General features: G+C 61.3%; 20 protein-coding genes. 14 read left to right on the top strand and 6 right to left on the bottom strand.

Translation table 11 applies throughout. The features are described from left to right. Positions 1–82: 82 nt before the first annotated feature. The 10 genes from WFM45_RS12810 (at position 83) to menE (ending at position 10,695) form a co-directional block, all read left to right on the top strand. On the top strand, positions 83–1,327 hold the full coding sequence (locus WFM45_RS12810; protein WP_033632513.1) for an MFS transporter: 1,245 nt from the start codon (positions 83–85) through the stop codon (positions 1,325–1,327). Between the two features lie 234 nt (positions 1,328–1,561). After that, on the top strand, positions 1,562–2,071 hold the full coding sequence (locus WFM45_RS12805; protein ID WP_004935976.1) for a DUF1097 domain-containing protein: 510 nt from the start codon (positions 1,562–1,564) through the stop codon (positions 2,069–2,071). A gap of 363 nt (positions 2,072–2,434) precedes the next feature. Beyond that, positions 2,435–3,199, top strand: coding sequence for a gluconate 5-dehydrogenase (gene idnO, locus WFM45_RS12800; RefSeq protein WP_033632515.1), 765 nt, complete (start codon positions 2,435–2,437; stop codon positions 3,197–3,199). 22 nt (positions 3,200–3,221) lie between these two features. Further along, a complete protein-coding gene (gene idnD / locus WFM45_RS12795) occupies positions 3,222–4,253 on the top strand; it encodes an L-idonate 5-dehydrogenase (RefSeq protein WP_033632516.1) in 1,032 nt (343 codons plus the stop codon). An 81-nt stretch (positions 4,254–4,334) separates the two neighbouring features. Beyond that, positions 4,335–4,646, top strand: coding sequence for a stress response protein ElaB (gene elaB / locus WFM45_RS12790; protein ID WP_004935964.1), 312 nt, complete (start codon positions 4,335–4,337; stop codon positions 4,644–4,646). A 380-nt stretch (positions 4,647–5,026) separates the two neighbouring features. Continuing rightward, positions 5,027–6,703 carry a 2-succinyl-5-enolpyruvyl-6-hydroxy-3-cyclohexene-1-carboxylic-acid synthase gene (gene menD / locus WFM45_RS12785; RefSeq protein ID WP_336955929.1) on the top strand — a complete coding sequence of 559 codons (1,677 nt, stop codon included), beginning with the start codon at positions 5,027–5,029 and terminating at the stop codon, positions 6,701–6,703. Continuing rightward, positions 6,700–7,470, top strand: a complete 771-nt coding sequence (gene menH / locus WFM45_RS12780; protein ID WP_033632518.1) for a 2-succinyl-6-hydroxy-2,4-cyclohexadiene-1-carboxylate synthase — start codon at positions 6,700–6,702, stop codon at positions 7,468–7,470. Before menD ends, menH begins: the two co-directional genes overlap by 4 nt. Positions 7,471–7,481: 11 nt before the next feature. After that, the gene (menB, locus tag WFM45_RS12775) at positions 7,482–8,339 is read left to right on the top strand and encodes a 1,4-dihydroxy-2-naphthoyl-CoA synthase (RefSeq protein ID WP_015378566.1); all 858 of its coding nucleotides are present in this window, start codon (positions 7,482–7,484) and stop codon (positions 8,337–8,339) included. Further along, positions 8,339–9,322: an o-succinylbenzoate synthase gene (gene menC, locus WFM45_RS12770; protein ID WP_336955928.1), complete on the top strand. Its 984-nt coding sequence runs from the start codon at positions 8,339–8,341 to the stop codon at positions 9,320–9,322. The genes menB and menC overlap by 1 nt, the downstream gene beginning before the upstream one ends. After that, positions 9,310–10,695 (top strand): o-succinylbenzoate--CoA ligase, encoded by a 1,386-nt coding sequence (gene menE, locus WFM45_RS12765; protein WP_336955926.1) that lies wholly within the window; start codon positions 9,310–9,312, stop codon positions 10,693–10,695. The genes menC and menE overlap by 13 nt, the downstream gene beginning before the upstream one ends. Positions 10,696–10,738: 43 nt before the next feature. Here menE and katA read toward each other — a convergent pair whose 3' ends face one another. Then, positions 10,739–12,175 (bottom strand): catalase KatA, encoded by a 1,437-nt coding sequence (gene katA / locus WFM45_RS12760; protein ID WP_015378563.1) that lies wholly within the window; start codon positions 12,173–12,175, stop codon positions 10,739–10,741. Between the two features lie 338 nt (positions 12,176–12,513). Here katA and WFM45_RS12755 point away from each other — a divergent pair, with 338 nt between their 5' ends. After that, positions 12,514–13,053: a YfaZ family outer membrane protein gene (locus WFM45_RS12755; protein ID WP_004935943.1), complete on the top strand. Its 540-nt coding sequence runs from the start codon at positions 12,514–12,516 to the stop codon at positions 13,051–13,053. Between the two features lie 61 nt (positions 13,054–13,114). On the opposite strand, the gene tyrP is transcribed toward WFM45_RS12755, so the two are convergent. Continuing rightward, positions 13,115–14,323 carry a tyrosine transporter TyrP gene (gene tyrP, locus WFM45_RS12750; RefSeq protein WP_015378562.1) on the bottom strand — a complete coding sequence of 403 codons (1,209 nt, stop codon included), beginning with the start codon at positions 14,321–14,323 and terminating at the stop codon, positions 13,115–13,117. 245 nt (positions 14,324–14,568) lie between these two features. Between tyrP and WFM45_RS12745 the strand changes: the two genes are divergently transcribed. After that, a complete protein-coding gene (locus WFM45_RS12745; RefSeq protein WP_033632521.1) occupies positions 14,569–15,765 on the top strand; it encodes a nicotinamide mononucleotide deamidase-related protein YfaY in 1,197 nt (398 codons plus the stop codon). Here the strand turns inward: WFM45_RS12745 and WFM45_RS12740 are convergent. Next, the gene (locus WFM45_RS12740) at positions 15,755–16,990 is read right to left on the bottom strand and encodes an FAD-dependent oxidoreductase (RefSeq protein WP_250602138.1); all 1,236 of its coding nucleotides are present in this window, start codon (positions 16,988–16,990) and stop codon (positions 15,755–15,757) included. The two genes, WFM45_RS12745 and WFM45_RS12740, sit on opposite strands and share 11 nt — an antisense overlap. A gap of 221 nt (positions 16,991–17,211) precedes the next feature. On the opposite strand from WFM45_RS12740, the gene WFM45_RS12735 reads away from it, so the two are divergent. Further along, positions 17,212–17,928, top strand: coding sequence for an AraC family transcriptional regulator (locus tag WFM45_RS12735; RefSeq protein ID WP_250602137.1), 717 nt, complete (start codon positions 17,212–17,214; stop codon positions 17,926–17,928). Positions 17,929–18,159: 231 nt separating this feature from the next. Further along, a complete protein-coding gene (locus tag WFM45_RS12730) occupies positions 18,160–18,312 on the top strand; it encodes a Hok/Gef family protein (protein WP_004935921.1) in 153 nt (50 codons plus the stop codon). A gap of 59 nt (positions 18,313–18,371) precedes the next feature. On the opposite strand, the gene yfaE is transcribed toward WFM45_RS12730, so the two are convergent. The 3 genes from yfaE to nrdA form a co-directional block, all read right to left on the bottom strand. After that, positions 18,372–18,632: a class I ribonucleotide reductase maintenance protein YfaE gene (gene yfaE / locus WFM45_RS12725; protein WP_019453695.1), complete on the bottom strand. Its 261-nt coding sequence runs from the start codon at positions 18,630–18,632 to the stop codon at positions 18,372–18,374. Positions 18,633–18,635: 3 nt separating this feature from the next. Continuing rightward, complete coding sequence (gene nrdB / locus WFM45_RS12720; protein WP_004935915.1) at positions 18,636–19,766, bottom strand: class Ia ribonucleoside-diphosphate reductase subunit beta; 1,131 nt, start codon at positions 19,764–19,766, stop codon at positions 18,636–18,638. A 67-nt stretch (positions 19,767–19,833) separates the two neighbouring features. After that, a complete protein-coding gene (gene nrdA / locus WFM45_RS12715; protein ID WP_004935912.1) occupies positions 19,834–22,122 on the bottom strand; it encodes a class 1a ribonucleoside-diphosphate reductase subunit alpha in 2,289 nt (762 codons plus the stop codon). Positions 22,123–22,537: the final 415 nt, after the last annotated feature.

Below are 22,537 nucleotides of genomic sequence, written 5' to 3'. Positions count from 1 at the left end.
TAAGCGCGCTTCCTGAAGCCGCGTGGCATGCGGGAAGACGCATTTATTTAGGGCGAATGCCTGATCGATTCGGGAGTTGAACATGTCAGAAAGTATCGCCGTTGAAGAAACGGCTAAAGCGAAGGCGGGTACATCGCATTTCGCTATCTTGCTGTTTCTGGCGTTGGCATTGATGTCAGCGCTGTTGAACAGCAGCGCGCCGACGCCGCTTTATCCGCTTTATCAACATGAGCTGGCGTTGAGCTCGGTCAGCCTGACGATCATTTACGGCGCTTATGCCGCGGGCGTGCTGATTTCGCTGTTCGGCGTAGGCAATATGGCGGGGAAAGTAAAAGACCTGCGCAGCATGATCGTGCCGGCGCTGTTGGTGGTGTTGCTTGGCGCGCTGCTGTTTTCGGTGGCGTCGTCGTTCTTCATGATGTTTATGGCACGGCTGCTGGCCGGCGTCGGCACCGGCGCCCTGACCGGTGCGGCGAATATCGCGTTGGTGCGTTTCGGGCCGCAGGACGGCGGAAAAAATGCGGCGTTGATCGCGACGCTGTCCTTTACCACCGGATTGGCCCTGGGCCCGATCTTTAGCGGCGTCGCACTGCAAACCGGTTTTCATACCACGTCATTGCCGTTCATCATCATCATGGCCATTGCCGCCGTCGCCGCACTGGGCGTGATGCTGCGCTGGCCGCGAGAGACGGTGGCGGCGCAGGCCGATAGCGCAGCGGCGGATAACGCGCCGGTGGCGAAAAGCTCTCTGGCGGATGGCCTGCGCGCGACCGGCGGTAAATTCTTCCTGTGCGCCGGGGCGTTGTTCATTTGTTGGGCGGTTGCCGCCAGCATTCTGGCGATAGGGCCGAGCGTCGCCGAAAAACTGTTGGATATGCAGAGCCGTGGCGTCTTTGGCTATGTGGTCGCCGTCTATCTGGTGATTGCCGGCATCAGCCAGATTTTGAGTCGTCGCATCAACGCCCGCCATTCGCTGATGTTCGGCTGTCTGGCTCAGGCTTTGTCGGTCGGGGTGTTCGCCGTGGCGATTCAGATCCATTCGCTGGCGCTGGCCGCCGCAGGCATGGTGATCGCCGGTTACGCCTATGGCGCGATCTTCGTCGGCAGCGCCACGCTGGTGAATCTGATTTCACCGAAAGCCAGCCATGCGCGTTTGATCTCCCTGTTCTACGTGATCGCATATATCGCTAACTGGGTGCCGATCCTGTTGGGCGTTGTGATCGACCACGCCGATTTGCATTTGGCGACCCACTTGTTATTCCTGAGCAGCGCCGTGATTTGTTTGATGTTGAGCGTCATGGTAACGCGTGCGGGCTTCCCACGCTGAAACCGGCGTTCGGGAGGGGGGCGACAGGCGTCGCATGTAGGCATTTCATTTGAGATCGTGATTTCCCTGGTGTTGTGTTATTCCAGCGTGCTCGTCACGCTGGCTTTTTTTGTGATACACATTGCTTTTTTGATATTTACATTTCCTTATTTGCATTTTTTTCGTGATTTTAATCACGAAAAAATCACTCGCTTCGGGTAAACTGCGCGCTTTATTTTTGCCGCGGGTCACTTTATGAACGTTCTTTTCGCCATTGCCGTTACTACCGGGATCCTCTCCGGCGTTTGGGGCTGGGTTGCCGTCAGTCTGGGGCTGATCGGTTGGGCCGGTTTTCTCGGCTGCACGGCGTATTTCGCCTGCCCGCAGGGCGGGCTGAAAGGGCTGTTGATCGGCGCGTTGACCTGCTGCAGCGGCGTCTTCTGGGCAATGGCGATCATCCACGGCAGCGAACTGGCGCCGCAGTGGAATCTGCTGGGGTATCTGCTGACCGGCGTCGTGGCGTTCCTGATGTGCATTCAGGCCAAACAGCAGTGGCTGGGGTTCGTGCCCGGCACCTTTATCGGCGCCTGTGCGACCTTCGCCGGCGGTGGCGATTGGCCGCTGGTGACGCTTTCCCTGCTGGTGGGCCTGCTATTCGGCTATGCGATGAAAAACAGCGGTCTGTGGTGGGCGGCTCGCAGCGAAAAAGCCCGCGCTACGCCGCCGATTGGCCCGAATGCCGGCTCAAACGGTGCCGCCGAGTGAGAGACGGCAGTTCACCACCAGCGTTTGGTTACCCGGCGTTTGGGTTACGCCGGCCCATTGTGCGATGTCCTGTCGCGTAACGCGGAGGTGTTTCATTCGGTGGCCTTCACGGGCGGCGCGGCAAGGGGGATAGCGGCATGTTAACCCATCGATTTGGCGATAACAATGAATGTAATTCTATTGAAAATAGCCGTTTTTCAATCGGATAGATAAGTTTTACCCGCTGGCTGCCTGCGTGAGATCACGTTAAGGGTAACAGGGTTTCGTAACATGATTTTCAGTGATTTCCATCACGTTTTTACCGGTAACAATCGGCTGAGATAGAAGCCTGTCCGATTGGAGGCCTGATGGCCGGGAATCACTATGAACAATCTGTTTTCACTGGATAACAAGACCGTCTTGATCACCGGCGCCTCGCGCGGCATCGGTTTTCTGCTGGCACGCGGCCTGGCGCAGCAAGGCGCGCATATTCTGGTCAACGCCACCACCGAAGAACATGCCCGGCACGCCGCCGAACGTTTGCGCGAAGAGGGGCTGCGCGCCGAGGCGGCGGCGTTCGATGTCACCGATTCCCAGGCGGTGCATGCCGCCATCGACCGTATCGAAGCGGACATCGGCGCGATAGACGTTTTGATCAACAACGCCGGCATCCAGCGCCGCCACCCGTTCACCGAGTTTCCGGAGCAAGACTGGGACGACATCATTGCCGTCAACCAGAAGGCGGTCTTCATCGTGTCGCAGACCGTGGCGCGTTACATGGTGCCGCGCCGGCGCGGCAAGATAGTCAACATCGGCTCGATGCAAAGTGAGCTGGGCCGCGACACCATCACCCCTTATGCGGCGTCCAAAGGGGCGGTGAAAATGCTCACGCGCGGCATGTGCGTGGAGCTGGCGCGCTACAACATTCAGGTCAACGGCATTGCCCCCGGCTACTTCAAAACCGAGATGACGCAGGCGCTGGCCGACGATCCGGCCTTCACCGCCTGGCTGACCCAACGCACGCCCGCCGCGCGCTGGGGCGATCCGCAGGAGCTGATCGGCGCGGCGGTGTTCCTGGCTGCCGACGCCTCCGCCTTCGTCAACGGGCAACTGCTGTTTGTCGATGGCGGCATGTCGGCGGCGGTGTAATCTTTTTCCGTGGAGTCTTGCGATGAAAATTCAAACTCAGTCCTGCGTGGTCAACGGCAAGCGAGACGTGGCGGTGATCGCGCAAGAAGTGGATTATCGAGGGCAGGGAACGCTGGTGAAAATCAGCCGCGGCGGCATCTGCGGCTCGGATTTGCATTACTTCCAGGAAGGCAAGGTCGGCAATTTTCAGGTGCGTCAGCCGATGGTGCTGGGCCATGAGGTGATCGGTGAGGTGGTCGCCAGCGATTCGCCGCAGTTGCCGGCCGGGCAGAAGGTGGCGCTCAATCCCAGCAAACCCTGCGGGCAGTGCAAATACTGTCTGGAGCAGCAAAGCAATCAATGCGTCGAGATGCGCTTTTTCGGCAGCGCGATGTATTTTCCGCACGTCGACGGCGCTTTTACCCAATACAAAGTGGTGGATAGCGCGCAGTGCATTCCTTACGCCGCCGATCGTGACGACAGGGTGATGGTGTTCGCCGAACCGCTGGCGGTGGCTGTCCACGCGGCGAAGCAGCCCGGCGATGTGGCGGGGAAAAAGATCTTCGTGTCCGGCGTCGGCCCGATCGGCTGTCTGCTGGTGGCGGCGCTGAAAGCGCTGGGCGCCGCCGAGATTGTCTGCGCCGATCTCAGTCCGCGCTGCCTGGCGATCGCCAGCCAAATGGGGGCCAATCGGTGCCTGCATGCCGCGGACGACGATTTTAGCGACTATCAGCAGGACAAGGGCTATTTCGATGTCGCCTTCGAAGTGGCGGGACATCCGCTGTCGCTGCAGCGCTGTCTGGAGATCACCCGCGCCAAAGGCACCGTGGTGCAGGTAGGCATGGGCGGCAGCTTCCCTGATTTCCCGCTGATGTTGTTGATCGCCAAAGAGTTGAACCTGCTCGGATCGTTTCGCTTCGTGGCGGAATTTGCGCTGGCGGTGGCCTGGCTGGCCGGCGATGTGGTCGATCCGTTGCCGCTGTTGTCGGCGGAATTCGCCGGGGACCAACTGGCGCAGGCGCTGGAGTTTGCCGGCGACAAGCGCCAGGCCGCCAAGGTGCAATTGGTGTTTTAGGGTAAAAGTCCGATGGCCGCAGGCGACGATCCTTGTCTATAGTGTAGGAACGCTTAATTTTTCAACCACGGAGACCTCACTATGGCAAGACATTCGGATGCTGAGCAAACTACGCTGGATGACGATCTGAGAATGCTGACCGAGACGCTGGAAGAAGTGTTGCAATACACCGGCGATCGTGCGGATCAGGCCTACATTGACATCAAGTCGCACGCCGAGCAGGCGCTGAGTGAGGTCAAGGCGCGCTGGGCGAACACCGGCGAATCCTACTATGCGCGCGCCAAAGAAGCGGTGCACCGCACCGACGACTACGTGCGGGATAAACCCTGGCACAGCGTAGGCATCGGTGCCACCGTCGGGCTGGTGCTGGGGCTGCTGCTGGCCCGCAAATAAATCATGTCATCGGGGCGGCGCAGGCCGCCTCGTGCTTTTCTGCAGACTGTGTCGTTCATCCCGCCGTTTCCCCGATCGCTTTCCCTTATCCCGCCTATACTTCCCGCTGGCCGCCGTTGGAGCGCCTTTATCTCCCTTGTTTTTGTATGGACGGATTGAGCCGGCGTCGCCGCAAGTGTAAAGTGTTTGTGTTTTAATTGTTTGTTTTTTGTTCTAAATCAAACAATTATCTGGTGTAAACACCCAGGGATATACGGCGTTCTTGCGCTGGCGCAAAAGCCGTGAAAATAACACCTCATATAATACAGAACGTAACTACAGGCGCGGCGTCCGTCGGCTGCGCCGGGGACGATCTCTGCTAACTGACTTGTGAGCGAACTATGTCGACAAGTGTTTTTAATCGCCGGTGGGCGGCTGTGCTGCTCGAGGCGCTGGTCCGCCATGGGGTGCGGCATGTTTGTATCGCTCCGGGATCGCGCTCCACGCCGCTGACGCTGGCCGCCGCGGCCAACCGATCGTTTATCTGCCATACCCATTTTGATGAGCGCGGGCTCGGCCATTTGGCGCTCGGGCTGGCGAAGGCGGCGCGTGAGCCGGTGGCGGTGATCGTTACGTCCGGCACCGCGGCGGCGAACCTTTATCCCGCGTTGATCGAAGCCGGCCTGACCGGTGAACGGCTGGTGTTTCTCACCGCCGATCGGCCGCCGGAACTGATCGACTGCGGCGCCAATCAGGCGATCCGTCAAAACGGTCTCTACAGCAGCCACCCGACGTTGGCGATCGATCTGCCGCGTCCGACGCCGGATATTCCGGCCGCGTGGCTGGCCTCCAGCGTCGACAGCGCGATGGCGCGCCTGCAGCATGGCGCTTTGCATATCAACTGCCCGTTCGCCGAACCGCTGTACGGCGGCGATGAGCGTCACTATGACGATTGGTCCGCCGCGCTGGGCGACTGGTGGCAGAGCGATCGTCCGTGGCTGCAGGAAAGCGAGACGCGTGCGGCGCCGTCGCCGCAGCCGGACTGGTTCTCCTGGCGGCAAAAGCGCGGCGTGGTGCTGGCCGGGCGCATGAGCGCGGAAGAGGGCGCGCAGGTGGCCGACTGGGCCGAAACGCTGGGCTGGCCGCTGATCGGCGATGTGCTGTCGCAGACCGGGCAACCGCTGCCCTGCGCCGATTTGTGGCTCGCGCATCCGCAGGCGCAGCGCGTACTGCAAGATGCGCAGCTGGTGGTGCAGTTCGGCGGCAGCCTGACCGGCAAACGCCTGCTGCAATGGCAGGCGCAGTGTCAGCCGGAAGAATATTGGATTATCGACGAGCTGCCGGGGCGGCTCGATCCGGCCCAACACCGGGGGCGGCGCCTGCGCGCCGGCGTGGCGCAGTGGTTGGCGCAGCATCCCGCGCAACCGCGCGCGCCGTGGGCCGCCGGGCTGGCGGCGCTGGCGGATAAAGCGCTGACGGCGGCGTCCACGCATCTGCACGATAACTTTGGCGAAGCGCAGCTGGCGCACCGCCTGCCGGAACTGCTGCCGGAGAACGGCCAGCTGTTTCTCGGCAACAGCCTGGTGGTGCGACTGATCGACGCGTTAACGATGCTGCCTGCCGCTTACCCGGTATTCAGCAACCGCGGCGCCAGCGGCATCGACGGTCTGATTTCCACCGCCGCCGGCGTACAGCGCGCCACCGCCCGGCCGACGTTGGCGGTGGTGGGCGACCTTTCCGCCCTGTATGACCTCAATGCGCTGGCGCTGCTGCGCCACTGTTCGGCGCCGACGGTGCTGATCGTCGTCAATAACAACGGCGGCCAAATTTTCTCACTGCTGCCGACGCCGGAAGAGGAGCGTCAGCGCTTTTACTGCATGCCGCAGAACGTTGAGTTCAGCCACGCGGCGGCGATGTTCCAGCTTGACTATGCGCGGCCGGAAAACTGGCGCCAGCTGCAACAGGCGGTTGAGCAAGGCTGGCGGCACGGCGGCGCCACGTTGATAGAGTTGCAGGTGCCGCCGAGCGCAGGGGCCGAAAGCCTGCAATACCTGGTGCAACAGATGGCGGTGCAATGATGCTGGCGACGCGAATTTTGCAACAGGGCGAAGCGGGCCGCCCCTGGCTGATATGGTTGCATGGCCTGCTCGGCAACAACAATGAATGGCGGGTGATCGCCGCGCGCTGCCCGGAATGGCCGTCGTTGGCCATCGATCTGCCCGGCCACGGCGATTCCGTGGCGGTGAGCTGCCGCGGCTTCGACGACATCAGCGCGCAAATCGCCGCGACCCTGCAACTGCGCAATATCGAGCGTTATTGGCTGGTGGGCTACTCGCTCGGCGGGCGCATCGCCATGTATCACGCTTGCCACGGACGCCACGACGGTCTGCAAGGCGTGCTGGTCGAGGGCGGCAACCCGGGGCTTGAGGACGAACAACAGCGCCGCGATCGTTGCGAGCAGGATGCGCGATGGGCGGCGCGTTTTCGCAGTGAGCCGATTGCCGAAGTCCTGGCGGACTGGTATCAGCAACCGGTGTTCAAAGAGCTCAGCCACGTGCACCGCCAGGCGCTGATCGCCGCGCGCTCGGTCAACAGCGGCCCGGCGATCGCCGACATGCTCGAAGCCACGTCGCTCGGGCGGCAGCCCTATCTGGCACCGCAGCTGCGCCAACTGACCGTGCCGCTACGGGTGCTGTGCGGTGAGAACGATCCCAAATTTCAACGGCTGGCGCGCGACGCCGGGTTGCCGTTGCGCATCGTGCCGCAGGCCGGCCACAACGCGCATCTGGCCAATCCGCAGGATTTCGTCGCCGAGCTGCAGACCTTTCTCGTTAACCCTGGTTAAAGGAACCGAACATGCTTTATCCGAATGAAGAACAGCTGTATGCCGCCATCGCCTGGCAGGATTGCACCGGCGATTTCGAAGACATTCTGTATCACAAGTCCGCCGACGGCATCGCCAAAATCACCATCAACCGGCCGCAGGTGCGCAATGCGTTTCGCCCGCAAACGGTCAAAGAGATGCTCGACGCGCTGGCCAACGCCCGTTACGACGACGGCATCGGCGTCATTATTCTGACCGGCGCCGGCGATAAGGCCTTCTGCTCCGGCGGCGATCAGAAAGTGCGCGGCGACTACGGCGGCTATCGCGACGACAGCGGCGTACACCACCTCAACGTGCTGGACTTCCAGCGCCAGATCCGCACCTGCCCGAAACCGGTGGTGGCGATGGTGGCCGGCTATTCGATCGGCGGCGGCCACGTGTTGCACATGATGTGCGATCTGACCATCGCGGCGGATAACGCCATCTTCGGCCAGACCGGCCCGAAAGTGGGCTCGTTCGACGGCGGCTGGGGGGCGTCTTACATGGCGCGCATCGTCGGCCAGAAGAAGGCGCGCGAAATCTGGTTCCTGTGCCGCCAGTACGACGCCGCCGCCGCGCTGGACATGGGGCTGGTCAATACGGTGGTGCCGCTGGCCGATCTGGAAAAAGAGACGGTGCGCTGGTGCCGCGAAATGCTGCAGAACAGCCCGATGGCGCTGCGCTGCCTGAAGGCGGCGCTGAATGCCGACTGCGACGGCCAGGCCGGTTTGCAGGAGCTGGCGGGCAACGCCACCATGTTGTTCTACATGACCGACGAAGGGCAGGAAGGGCGCAACGCCTTCAACGAGAAGCGCCAGCCGGACTTCAGCAAATTCAAGCGTAACCCGTAATGAGCGGGGCAAACCGCAGCGCGGCGCTATACCGTTACAGCCTGCCGATGGAGGCGGGCGTGGTGCTGCGCAATCAGCGGTTGAAAACGCGTGACGGATGGGTGGTGCAGCTGCGTCAGGGCGAGCGTGAGGGGTGGGGCGAGATCGCGCCGCTGCCGGAGTTCAGCCGGGAAACGCCGGCGCAGGCCGAACGGGCCGCATTGGACTGGCTGCAGGCGTGGCTGGCGGACAACGAACCGGAGCACAGCGCGCTGCCCTCGGTGGCCTTTGGGCTCAGCTGTGCGCAGGCCGAGCTGGAGCAGCGCTTGCCGACGCAGGCGGATTTCCGCAAGGCGCCGCTGTGTACCGGCGATCCGGACGAGCTGTTCGAGACATTGAGCGCTTTGCCGGGCGAGAAAGTCGCCAAGGTGAAAGTAGGGCTGTATGAGGCGGTGCGCGACGGCATGATCGTCAACGTGCTGCTGGAGGCGCTGCCGGATCTGCGGCTGCGGCTGGACGCCAACCGCAGTTGGAGCCGTGCCAAGGCCGACGGCTTCGCCAAATACGTCAACCCGGCGTGGCGCGATCGCATCGCCTTTTTGGAGGAGCCCTGCAAGACCCGTGATGAATCGCGCGACTTCGCCCGGGCGACCGGTATCGCCATCGCCTGGGATGAGAGCGTGCGGGAGGTGGACTTTGTGGTGCAGGCCGAGCCGGGTGTGGCGGCCATCGTGATCAAGCCGACGCTGGTCGGCAGCCTGGCGCGCTGTCAGGCGCTGGTGGCGCAGGCGCACGCGGAGGGGCTGACGGCGTTGATCAGTTCCAGCCTCGAATCCAGCCTGGGGTTGACCCAGCTGGCGCGCATCGCCCATTGGCTGACGCCGGACACCGTGCCGGGGCTGGACACGCTGGGGTTGATGAAGGCGCAGGTGCTGCGCCCGTGGCCGGGCAGCGCGTTGCCGCTGCTGGATGTTTCGGCGCTGGAGTGTCTATGGCGCGGTTAAGCGATTGGCCGTGGCGGCACTGGGCGCGCCTTCAGCCGCAGGCGACGGCGCTGTTGCTCGGCGAACGGCCGCTGAGCTGGCTGGCGTTGCAAAGCCAGGTGGATGAGCTGGCGGCGGATTTCCAGCATCAGGGCGTAGAACCGGGCTGCGGCGTGGCGCTGTGCGGTAAAAACAGCTATCCGCTGCTGCTGGCCTATCTGGCGCTATTGCAGTGCGGCGCACGCCTGTTGCCGCTCAATCCTGCCTTGCCGACGCCGCTGCTGGCGCAGCTGTTGCCGGAATTGGATATGGCCTTTGTCTTCGGCCCGGATCCGTTGCCGGCGCTGCCGGAAGAGGTGATTCGATTGACGCCTCCCTCGACCGAGCCGCGTTGGCCAGACCTGCCGACGTGGGATGCGCAGCGTCTGGCGACGCTGACGTTGACTTCCGGTTCCAGCGGCATGCCGAAGGCGGCGGCGCACAGCTACGCCAATCATCTGGCCAGCGCCGCCGGGGTGTTGCAGCTGATGGATTTTCAACGCGAGGATTGCTGGCTGTTGTCACTGCCGCTGTTTCACGTCTCCGGTCAGGGCATCGTCTGGCGCTGGCTGGCGGCGGGCGCGCGGCTGGCGGTGCGCGAGACGCACCCGCTGGCGGAGGCATTGGCAGGATGCACGCACGCCTCGCTGGTGCCGACGCAGCTCTGGCGGCTATTGGCGCAACCGCTGACGGGCATGACGTTGAAAGCGGTGCTGCTCGGCGGCGCGATGATCCCGGTGGAGCTGACCGAACGGGCGGAGGCGGCGGGGATCCGCTGCTGGTGCGGCTACGGGCTGACCGAACTGGCCTCCACGGTGTGCGCCAAGCGCGCCGATGCGCGGCCGGGCGTCGGCCTGCCGCTCGGCGGCCGCGAAGTAAAACTGGTGGACGAAGAGGTCTGGATCCGCGCCGACAGCCTGGCGCTCGGCTACTGGCGTCATGGGCATCTGCAGCCGTTGGCCGATGAGCAGGGCTGGTTCGCGACCCGCGATCGCGGCGTGATGGAGGAGGGGGAACTGCGCATTCTCGGCCGGCTGGACAACCTGTTTTTCAGCGGCGGCGAAGGGGTGCAGCCCGAGGATATCGAACGCGTGCTGGCGGCGCACCCGCAGATCACGCAGGCGTTTGTGGTGCCGATGGCGGACGCTGAGTTCGGCCAGCGGCCGGTGGCGGTGATCGACGGCGATCCGGCGCTGTCGTTGGGGGCGCTGCTCGCCTGGTCGCAGAACCAGCTGGCCAATTTCCAACGCCCGGTGGCGTTGCTCCCGTTGCCCGAGGAACTGAAAAACGGCGGCATCAAGATTTCGCGCCGCCAGTTGCAGCAGTGGGTGGCGCAGCGTCTCTCCCAGGCATAAAAAAGCCGCCCGAAAGGGCGGCTGAGTGGATGGCTGCAGAAGGTTATTTCAGCCCCAACGCCTTGGCGACGCCGGCGCCGTAGTCCGGGTGCACCTTGGTGAACAGCTCGACCTGACGGCGCTGGATCTGTTCCGGCACCTGCGACAGTTCGCCGGCGATGCGGGTGAACATGCGCTGGTGCTCTTCGGCGCTCAGCAGGTTGAACAGCGCGCGCGGCTGGCTGTAGTAATCGTCGTCTTCACGATGGTTCCAGTGGTCGGCCGCGCCCTCAATGCTCAGCGGTGGTTCGCTGAAGTCCGGCTGCTCCTGGAACAGGCCGAAGCTGTTTGGTTCGTAGGTGGCGCCATTGCCGCTGTTGCCGTCCACGCGCATCGCGCCGTCGCGATGGTAGTTGTGGAACGGGCACTTGGCGCCGTTCACCGGGATCTGGTGGTGGTTGACGCCCAGACGGTAGCGGTGCGCATCGCCATAGGAGAACAGACGGCCCTGCAGCATTTTATCCGGCGAGAAACTGATGCCCGGCACCACGTTGGCGGGGTTCATCGCCACCTGCTCGACCTCGGAGAAGTAGTTGTCGGGATTGCGGTTCAGCTCGAAATAACCGACGTCGATCAGCGGGTAGTCGCCGTGCGGCCACACCTTGGTCAGATCGAATGGGTTATAGGGCGTCTGCGAGGCCTCGTGTTCCGGCATGATCTGAATTTGCAGCTTCCAGCGCGGGAAGTCGCCGCGTTTGATCGCCTCGAACAGATCGCGCTGTGAGCTTTCGCGATCCTTGGCGATGATCGCTTCCGCTTCTTCATCCATCAGGTTTTCAATGCCTTGTTCGCAGCGGAAGTGGAATTTCACCCAGAAGCGCTCGTTGGCGGCATTGATAAAGCTGAAGGTGTGGCTGCCGAAGCCGTGCATGTGGCGGTAGGACTTCGGAATACCGCGATCGCTGAAGTCGATGGTCAACTGGTGCAGTGATTCCGGCAGGTGGGAGAAGAAGTCCCACTTGTAGACCGGGTTGCGCAGGTTGGTATGCGGATCGCGTTTCACCACGTGGTTGAGATCGGGGAATTTCAGCGGATCGCGCAGATAGAACACCGGCGTATCGTTACCCACCAAATCCCAGTTGCCTTCTTCGGTATAGAACTTCATGGCGAAGCCGCGAATGTCGCGTTCGGCGTCGGCGGCGCCGCGTTCACCGGCGACGGTGGAGAAGCGGATAAACATGTCGGTCTGCTTACCGATTTCGGAGAAGATCTTGGCGCGCGTGTAGCGGGTGATGTCGTGGGTGACGGTAAAGGTGCCGTAGGCGCCGGATCCCTTGGCATGCATGCGGCGCTCGGGGATGACTTCACGGTCGAAGTGGGCCAGTTTTTCCAGGAACCACACGTCCTGCAACAGCATCGGGCCGCGTTTGCCTGCGGTGATCACGTTATTGTTATCGACAACCGGGGCGCCGGCTGCGGTGGTCAGTCCTTTCTTGCTCATCACTTGCTCCTTATCGTAGTGCATTTAAGTAAAGACTCGGGCGGTTTAAGCGTTCATCAGCATAGTCCTTTGGCGGGGCTTCTTCCCCTGACCTCGGTCAAAGCCACTACTAGTTGTAGCCCTATTGCCGAGCGACGGCAAATAGGTCTCGGTTATCGTTGGCATCGCCTTGACGAATATAGATTGTTGTTTGCAAATATTTACATTTATTTGATTATTGAAGAATTTTTTCGCTTTTATCCCTTAAATACGCATTGAGCTTTGGTATAGACTCGTGACGTTATTATTATGCGTTGATTCGATCATTCGGTACGGATGACAAACCAGAGGGAAAGATGATGAAAAAGACTTGGGTCGCGTGCGCGGCAGGATTGCTGTTGGTGACCGGCGCGGCGAACGCCATCAGCGTGTCGGGCGAAGCCGGGCAGCACTACACCAACCTGGGCGTTGGCATGAGCACCGGCTCTTCAGGTCTGGGCCTGACCGGCAACTGGGCGCGCAGCGACCATGACGGCAACGTCGGCAGCGTGGGGTTGAACTTCGGCGTGCCGCTGGGGCCGTTGACGGCGACCGTGGGCGCCAAAGCGCTGTACCTCAGCCCGAAAGACGGGAAGAGCGGCGGGGCGGTGGCGCTGGGCGGCGGCCTGGAGTGGGAAATTAACCGTTACTTCAGCCTGCACGGCGAAGGTTACTTTGCCCCTGAGTCTTTCACCAGCGGCGTGAAGGCCTATAACGAAGCCAGCGGCGGCCTGCGCTGGAAGTTCCGTCCGCTGAGCGTGGACGTGGGCTACCGTTACATGCAGATGGAAGGCAAAGACGGGCGTCGCGACAACACCCTGGCCGATGGCCCTTATGTCGGCGTAGGGCTGAGCTTCTGACGCTCAGCAAAAAGGGGCCATTGCGGCCCCTTTTTCTTTATCATTTCTTGTCTTTCGTCGCTTACCCGACCGCCGGCAGCATGCCGCTGGCGATGCCCAGTTGAATGGCGATCACCGTTACCCCGCATACAAACACCAGCGCCAGCGCAGGGGTGCCGCCCCAGACGCGATACTGCGCCTGATGCTTTTGGCGGGTTTTCCACACCAACAGCGAAGGCAGCAGCAGCGCCAGCACCGACAGGGCGATGGCGGCGAAACCCAACGCCAGCACGAAGCCGCGAGGGTAGAACAGCGCGAAGGCCAGCGGCGGCAGGAAGGTGATGGCGCCGGTTTGCAGGCGGCCACGCACGTTATCTTGCCGCTTGAACAGGTCGGCCAGGAAATCGAACAGCCCGAGCGCGACGCCGAGGAACGAGGTCGCCAGCGCGAGATCGGCGAACAGGTGCACCGCCAGTTCAACGTGCGGTGAAGCCACCGCGTCGCGCACCGCTTGCAACAGGCCATTCAGCCCGGCCTGCTGCGCCAGAATGCCGACGAAGGTGTCGGAGCTGATGCTGCCCAGCGTCGCCAGCTGCCAGAAGATATAGGCCATCAGCGGGATGGCGCTGCCGATGATAAACACCCAGCGCAGTTTGCGAATGTTGCCGCCCATGTAGTTGACGATGCTCGGCACGCTGCCGTGGAAACCGAAGGAGGTGAAGATCACCGGAATGGCCGACAGCGCCAGGCCTTGCTCCAGCGGCAACGTCATCAGGTTGGTTTGGTGGATATTCGGCAACATCAGGCCGAGCATCACCACCAGAAACACCACTTTGGCGCTGAACAGGATGCGGTTGAACAAGTCGACCGAGTGGGTGCCGATGCACACCACGCCGCCGGCCACCAGGGTGAACAGCAGGACGCCGAGCGACACCGGGAAGTCCTGTGACGTCCATTGGCTGATGCTGGTGGCGAGCAATTCGCCGGCGCCGCTAATGTAGGCGGCGGTGAGGGCGTACATCAGGAACATCATGCTGAAGCTGGTCAGCCACTGGCCGCCGCCGCCGAGATAACGTTTGGCGAGGGTACCCAGACCGGTATCCGCCTGTTCATGCTGGTAAACCTCTACCAGCAGCAGCGCGGTGTAACACATCAACAGCCACAGCCCGACCAGTAAGGCCAGCGTGACGCCGAAGCCGACGCCGGCCGCCGCCAGCGGCATCGCCAGCATCCCGGCGCCAATGGTGGTGCCCGCCACGATAAAAACACTGCCAAGAGTGCGATTCTTCACGTTTTTTCTCTACCAGCCGAAAGATTTTGAAAATTATAGGTAACGATTTATGAGGATGGCAGGATAGTGGAAGCCCTAATTTGTGTCAAACCGACGTTACGCATGATGTACAGTAATGTTTACATTGCGGCGGGCTGCATGGCGCATGAGAAACGAACCCATGGCTGAAATTATCCGCAGGCGGCTAGTGAAAAGTTATTTACGGGCTTCTATAGTGGAATGACCAAAAAATGTGGGAGAGATCAATGTTAAGGGTGGAGATGCTCAGCACCGGCGATGAGGTGCTGCACGGGCAAATTATTGATACCAACGCCGCCTGGCTGGCGGACTACCTGTTCCAGCAGGGCGTGCCGATGAGCGGGCGTGAAACGGTCGGGGACAGCCTCTCTGCGTTGATCGAGATCCTGCAGGAACGCAGCCACATCGCCGATGTGTTGATCGTCAACGGCGGCCTGGGGCCGACCAGCGACGATCTCAGCGCGCTGGCCGCCGCGAAAGCCAGCGGCGTAGAGCTGGTCGAACGGGCTGACTGGTTGGCGCGCATGGAAGCCTATTTCGCCGAGCGCGGGCGGCCGATGGCCCCTTCCAACCGCAAGCAGGCGCAGATCCCGGCCAACGCGGAAATGCTGGATAACCCGGTAGGCACCGCCTGCGGGTTCGCGCTGCAGCTGAACCAATGCCTGATGTTCTTCACCCCCGGCGTGCCGTCGGAATTCAAAGTGATGGTCGAACAGCAGATCGTGCCGCGTCTGCGCCAGCGCTTCACCTTGCCGGCACCGCCGCTGTGCCTGCGCCTGACCACCTTCGGCACCTCCGAGAGCGATCTGGCCGCCGAGCTGGACGGCCTGCCGCTGCCGCCGGATGTGGTGTTGGGTTACCGTTCCTCCAGCCCGATCATCGAACTGAAGCTGACCGGGCCGGAAAGCCGGCGCGCGGAGATGGAGCTGGCCTGGCGACGCGTGCGCGAAGTGGCGGGGGACAACTGCATCTTTGAAGGCACCGACGGGTTGCCGGCGACGCTGACGCAGCGTCTGAATCAGCAAGGGCTGAAGCTGGCGTTGAGCGAGCAGTTCAGCGGCGGTTTGATCAATCTGCAGCTGCAGAGCGAAGGGGCGCCGCTGGCGGGGGGCGAGCTGCTGCCGGCGCACTGCATCGAAACGCTGGAAACGACGCTGGCGCGCGCCCGCTCGCTGGCGGAATTGACCGGTGCGCCGTTGGCGTTGGCGGTCAGCGCCATGCGCGATGAGCAGGTGAGCATTGCGCTGCACACGCCGCGCGGCGGCATTGGCCAGACCGTGCGTTATCGCGCGTCGCGCCACGGCCTGCGGCTGCGGCAGGAGTCGGTGGCGATGCTGGCGTTGGATATGCTGCGCCGCTGGCTGAATGGGGGCCAGGCGTGCGGTAAAAACGCCTGGCTGGAGGTGGTGGAAATTATCGAGTGACGGGTATTGGCGTTGCTGAGTCTCCCGTCTTGTCGGCTTCATCGCGCTGCATCAGCCGTTCGGACGCCAGGCGTGAAAGACGTATTGCCGCGGCGCCTCGCGTTTGCAGCTCTCTACCGTAGTTCCTGAGCGCCTGCGCGGCGCTGTCTGAGTGCGCCAGATGCGCCGCCAGGCTGGCGGCGTCTACCAGCGCGGTGTTGGCGCCGAGCCCACCCGCCGGGCTCATGGCGTGCACGGCGTCGCCGAGAAAGGCGATGCGTTCGCTGCGCCATTCTGGCATCGCCGCCGTAACCTGCACCGTCCGCACGCTGAGCGACAGGGGATCCGCCAGCGCTAACGCCGTTTGCAAGGCGGGCGCCCATCCCTGCGAGATATGTCGTACGCGCGCCTGCAGCGCAGCGGTTCCCTCAGTTCGCACCGGCCCGCCGAGACGCCCAGCCGATCCGATGCAGGCCCAATAGAGATAGTCGTCGACCGGTGATAGGCGGCAATCGGGCGCGTAGTCGGCCGCCAACTGCGCCATGGGGGCCTGAAAGCGCATCGGTTCAAGCACCAGCGACACGCCGTCGGCGAAGATCACCGATACGCCGTTCAGCAGTTCGGGGGCCAATTGGGCTCCGGTCGCCGCATCGAGCGGCGTTTTACCGTAAAGGGTGACCGCGCCGCTGTCTTTGGGCCCCGCCTCAGGCAGGCAGCGCCGCCGTACCAGCGAGTTGACGCCGTCGGCGGCGATCAGCACATCGACCCGCACTTGCTCGCCGTTGGCGAACTGCAGTTCCACGCCCTGCGGCGTTTGTGCAAATTCACGCAAGGTATGGCCGAAGCGCACCTGGTCTTGCAGGCCGGCAAGCAGGATCTCGCGCAGCGTTTGGCGATGAATGCCGAGATCGCCGCTCGGTTCCTGCGTTTGTCGCTGGCTGGAGGGCAACCAGTGCTCGGGGCGCCGGCCGGTGAGCGGGGCAAGCTGCGGATCCCATAGATTGCTCTCGCCGCTGTTTTGCGCGCTGCCGGCGCAGAGCAACCGGTAGTGTGCCGGCGGCAGGCAGGCGGCCAGCGCCTGCTGGCCCGACGGATCGATGCGCAGCCGGTAGCCCTGATCGCGCGCCTGCGGCGTGGCGTCGCGTTCAAATACCGTGGCGTGGATGCCGAAGCGCCGAAGTCCCTGAGCCAGACACAGGCCGCCGGGCCCTGCGCCGATAATGCCAATGCTGAGTGTTGTCATCATATTCCCTCGTGAAACAGTGGCCACAGACGGTAGCGGCCGGAAGCATTTCATTATGTCGGCGCAGGAAAAGGTTGGTATAACGGTATCTGGACTAAAAATAGTGATTAGTGGCCAATATGGATGCAAACCTTCATGCCCTCGACGCTGACTGCAGCGAATGGTCCGCGGGCCCCTGGCTTATCGCGCTTGGCGGCCGCGACGCGGCAGGCCGGGAGTATCGGTTGGGCACGCGAGAATACGACTGGCATCAGCATGTGCGCGGGCAGTTGCTGTGCGTCGAAAGCGGCTTGCTGCATGTACGCACGGCGCAGGGCGATTGGGTGCTGCCGCCGCAGCGGGCGGGTTGGATCCCGCCGGCGACGGAGCACCGGGTGCAGGTCTGCGGCGCTCTGAGCGGCTGGAGTTTGCTGCTGGCGCCGGAGGCCTGCCACGATCTGTCGAATACACCTTGCGTTATCGGCATCAGCGCCGTGCTGCAGGCGCTGGCTCAGCGTGCGGAAGGTTGGGACAAACGCAGCGCGCTTACCCTGGAACAGGATCGTATGGCGCAGGTGATGCGGGATGAGATACGGCTGGCGCCGACGGAGCCGCTGTATTTACCGATGTCGTCCCATCCGCGCCTGGCCGGCGTTCTGCAGGCCTTGCTGGCGCAACCGGGGAGCGAACGTTCACTGGAGGCGTGGGCTGAATGGGGGGCGATGTCGCCGCGTACCCTGCGGCGGCTGATGATCGGCGAGACGGGGTTGAGTTTTGCCCAGTGGCGTCAGCAGGCCCGGTTGTCATATGCGTTGGCGAAGCTGGCCGAAGGCGAAACGGTGCTGCAGATTGCGGAGGCGCTGGGGTATGCCTCGCCGAGCAATTTTATCGCCATGTTTCGTAAAGCCTTCGGCGATTCCCCGGCGCGTTATTTTTCCACATCGGCGGGAAAGGGGCGCTAAGCGAAATACTTTGAGGATAGTTATATATCCCTGATTAATCATAATCTTATAGGGGATATTCGCGGTGAGGGAATGCTGTTACTCTCTTGACGGGTGCTTGAGACTGTTCGTCTTGGGCATTGTGTGACAAGGCGGATAGATGAAAGCCCCAGACTGACTCTCAATCAGAATGGGGCTGCACATACCGCCTAGACACCGGTATGGTAGCCCCTTCACAGCAAGGAGGCAAGCATGCGCTTAAGGCATGTGTTTCACTCGCTAACCGTTGTATGTATTACGGTTTTGCTATTTATCTGGATGATAAGAGACTCGCTGTGCGAGCTGAAAATCTACCAGGAAAATATCACTATCCTGATCAGGTTGGCGTGTGAGGTGAAGCGGTAATCCTAGGGCGGGGGCAACCCCGCCTTCTGGTCTCCAGGCGCGGTTTCCGGCACCCGACGTTAAATTTCCAGCTCGATATCTGTCAGCGGCATGCAGCAGCAGGGCAGGATCTCGCCGGCGTTGATAAACGCCAGCGGCTGTTGGCGGTAGGCCACTTCACCTTTCACCAGCTTCAGGCGGCAGGCGCCGCAATAGCCGGAGCGGCATTGGTACTCCACCTGCACGTCGTGCAGTTCCAGCACGTCGAGCAGGCAGTTTTCACTGTTGGGGCAAGAGAGCTGCGTGCCGGCGGCGCGCAGCGTCACGGTTGGCGTCGCCATCGCTTACAGTTCGAAGTCGCTCAGGTCGTCGGCGTTGATCTCCGAGTCGATCTGGCCAACCAGGTAAGAGCTCACTTCCACTTCCTGCGGCGCTACCTGCACGTTGTCGGACACCAACCAGGCGTTGATCCACGGGATCGGGTTGGAGCGGGTTTCGAACGGCAGACCGAGGCCGACCGCCTGCATGCGGATATTGGTGATGTATTCCACATACTGGCACAGGATGTCTTTGTTCAGGCCAATCATCGAGCCGTCGCGGAACAGGTATTCCGCCCACTCTTTCTCCTGCTGAGCGGCCAGCACGAACAGATCGTAGCACTCTTGCTGGCACTCCTCGGCGATCTCCGCCATTTCTGGATCGTCCGCACCGGAACGCATCAGGTTCAGCATGTGCTGGGTGCCGGTCAGGTGCAGCGCTTCGTCGCGAGCGATCAGCTTGATGATCTTGGCGTTGCCTTCCATCAATTCGCGCTCGGCGAACGCGAAGGAGCAGGCAAAGCTGACGTAGAAGCGGATCGCTTCCAGCGCGTTCACGCTCATCAGGCACAGGTACAGCTGCTTCTTCAGCGCACGCAGATTGACGGTGACGGTTTTACCGTTCACCTGGTGGGTGCCTTCACCCAGCAGGTGATAGTAGCTGGTCATCTCGATCAGATCGTCGTAGTAGCCGGAAATGTCTTTCGCGCGCTTCTTGATCTCTTCGTTGGTGACGATGTCGTCGAACACCAGCGCCGGATCGTTGACGATGTTGCGGATGATGTGGGTGTAGGAACGGGAGTGGATGGTCTCGGAGAACGACCAGGTTTCCACCCAGGTTTCCAGTTCAGGGATCGAGATCAGCGGCAGCAGGGCGACGTTCGGGCTGCGGCCCTGAATGGAGTCCAGCAGGGTCTGATACTTCAGGTTGCTGATGAAGATGTGCTTCTCGTGCTCCGGCAGCGCCTGATAATCGATGCGATCGCGAGAGACGTCAACCTCTTCCGGGCGCCAGAAGAAGGAGAGCTGTTTTTCGATCAGTTTTTCGAAGATTTCATGCTTTTGCTGGTCGAAACGCGCAACGTTTACCGATTGGCCGAAGAACATCGGCTCTTGCAGCTGGTCGTTTTTGGTCTGAGAAAAAGTGGTGTAAGCCATAAGCCTGAATCCATCGTAACGTGGCTAAATGAAGGGGCCGGAAAATTCCGGCCCGCTAGGTCAAACTTTAGATCTTGCAGGCGCCGCTTTCGCAGTCGTCATCGCCGGCCTTGGCAGGCTGCAAATCTTCCTGGGCGTCTTCCGCGCCGTCGCGGGTGTTTTGGTAGTACAGCGTTTTCACGCCGAACTTGTAGGTGGTGAGCAGGTCTTTCAACAGCTGCTTCATCGGCACCTTGCCGCCCGGGAAGCGGGTCGGATCGTAGTTGGTGTTGGCCGAAATCGACTGGTCGATGAATTTCTGCATCAGCCCCACCAGCTGCAGATAGCCGTCGTTGCTCGGCATTTCCCACAGCAGCTCGTAGTTGTCTTTCAGACGCTCATACTCCGGCACTACCTGGCGCAGGATGCCGTCTTTCGACGCCTTGATGCTGATGTGGCCGCGCGGCGGCTCGATGCCGTTGGTGGCGTTGGAAATCTGCGAAGAGGTTTCCGACGGCATCAGGGCGGACAGCGTCGAGTTGCGCAGACCGGTTTCCTGGATCTCTTTACGCAGGGTTTCCCAGTCGTAGTGCAGCGGTTCGTTGCAGATCGCATCCAGGTCTTTCTTGTAGGTGTCGATCGGCAGGATGCCCTGCGAATAGGTGGTTTCTTTGAACCACGGGCAAGCGCCTTGTTCCTGAGCCAGGCGGTTGGAGGCTTTCAGCAGGTAGTACTGAATGGCTTCGAACGTTTTGTGGGTCAGGTTGTTGGCGCTGCCATCGGAGTAGCGCACGCCGTTCTTCGCCAGGTAATAGGCGAAGTTGATCACGCCAATGCCCAGGGTGCGACGCCCCATCGCGCCACGGTGCGCGGCCTTGATCGGATAATCCTGATAATCCAGCAGGGCGTCGAGTGAACGCACCGCCAGGGTCGCCAGCTCTTCCAGATCGTCCAGGCTGTCGATCGCGCCCAGGTTGAAGGCGGACAGGGTGCACAGCGCAATTTCGCCGTTCTCGTCGTTGACGTCTTCCAGCGGCTTGGTCGGCAGGGCGATTTCCAGGCACAGGTTGGACTGACGCACCGGCGCGATCTGCGGATCGAACGGGCTATGGGTGTTGCAGTGGTCGACGTTCTGAATGTAGATGCGGCCGGTAGAGGCGCGCTCTTGCATCATCAGCGAGAACAGCTCAACCGCTTTCACGCGCTTCTGGCGAATGCTGTCGTCTTTTTCGTACTGGGTGTACAGACGCTCGAATTCGTCCTGATCGGCGAAGAATGCGTCATACAGCCCCGGCACGTCGGACGGGCTGAACAGGGTGATGTCTTCGCCCTTGATCAGACGCTGGTACATCAGGCGGTTCAGCTGCACGCCGTAGTCCATGTGACGCACGCGGTTGCCTTCAACGCCACGGTTGTTTTTCAGCACCAGCAGGCTTTCCACTTCCAGGTGCCACATCGGGTAGAACAGCGTTGCCGCGCCACCGCGCACGCCGCCCTGCGAGCAGGATTTGACGGCGGTCTGGAAGTGTTTGTAGAACGGAATGCAGCCGGTATGGAAAGCTTCCCCGCCACGGATCGGGCTGCCCAGCGCGCGGATGCGGCCGGCGTTGATGCCGATACCGGCGCGTTGCGAAACGTATTTCACAATGGCGCTGGAGGTGGCGTTGATGGAGTCCAGGCTGTCGCCGCACTCGATCAGCACGCAGGAGCTGAATTGACGGGTTGGGGTGCGCACGCCGGACATGATCGGCGTTGGCAGCGAAATCTTGAAGGTGGAAATCGCGTCGTAGAAACGTTTGACGTAGTCCAGACGAGTTTCACGCGGGTAGTTGGAGAACAGGCAAGCGGACACCAGCATGTACAGGAACTGGGCGCTTTCGTAGATCTCGCCGCTGACGCGGTTCTGCACCAGATACTTGCCTTCCAGCTGCTTGACGGCGGCATAAGAGAAGTTCATGTCGCGCCAGTGATCGATAAAGGAGTCCATCTGCTCGAACTCTTCAGCGCTGTAGTCTTCCAGCAGATGTTTATCGTATTTGCCCATCTCGACCATGCGCGTCACGTGAGCGTGCAGCTTCGGCGGCTCGAACTGGCCGTAAGCCTTTTTGCGCAGGTGGAAGATCGCCAGGCGAGCGGCCAGGTACTGATAGTCCGGCGCATCGCGGGAGATCAGATCGGCAGCGGCTTTGATGATGGTTTCGTGAATGTCGGCGGTTTTGATGCCGTCATAAAACTGAATGTGGGAACGCAACTCTACTTGAGAAACCGAGACGTTGTGCAATCCTTCTGCGGCCCAATCGATGACCCGGTGGATTTTGTCGAGGTTGATGCGCTCTTTACGGCCATCGCGTTTAGTTACAAGCAGACTTTGGTTCATGTGGTGTTTTACCTGTCCGTATGGTGCCCCTAAGCAGAAGTGTAGTCGCTCTGCTCAGTATGTAAACACTATATATAGGGGTTGTATGTCGGTGAGGTAACAAGATAGTGAGAAAAAACGGCGTTTGCAAGTGAACAAAACCGGCCTAATTTGTGGATAACTTGGGGGTGAAATGTAACTTGCCGTTCGCAGTGCGCGCCGTGACTGGCGCGACAAGCTTGTCAATAAGCGAGATCAGATTTTCCTTAAAAACTGAAAAAACCGATCGTTTGGCGCTTTATTAAACGTTAGAAAAAAACGGCATATTGATCTGATTTAATATTCTAAAAAACTGTCTACAACCACGATTTTGATCGAAGTCGCGGAAATTAGGTATTTTTCCTAACAGCGCGTTGGCGCCGAACCCCGATAACGC

The organism is Serratia sp. KG1D (genome assembly GCF_037150675.1).
GTDB classification, from domain to species: Bacteria; Pseudomonadota; Gammaproteobacteria; order Enterobacterales; family Enterobacteriaceae; genus Serratia; species Serratia nematodiphila.
The sequence above is the reverse complement of the archived record's forward strand: the minus strand, read 5'-3'. Positions and strand labels throughout refer to the sequence as shown.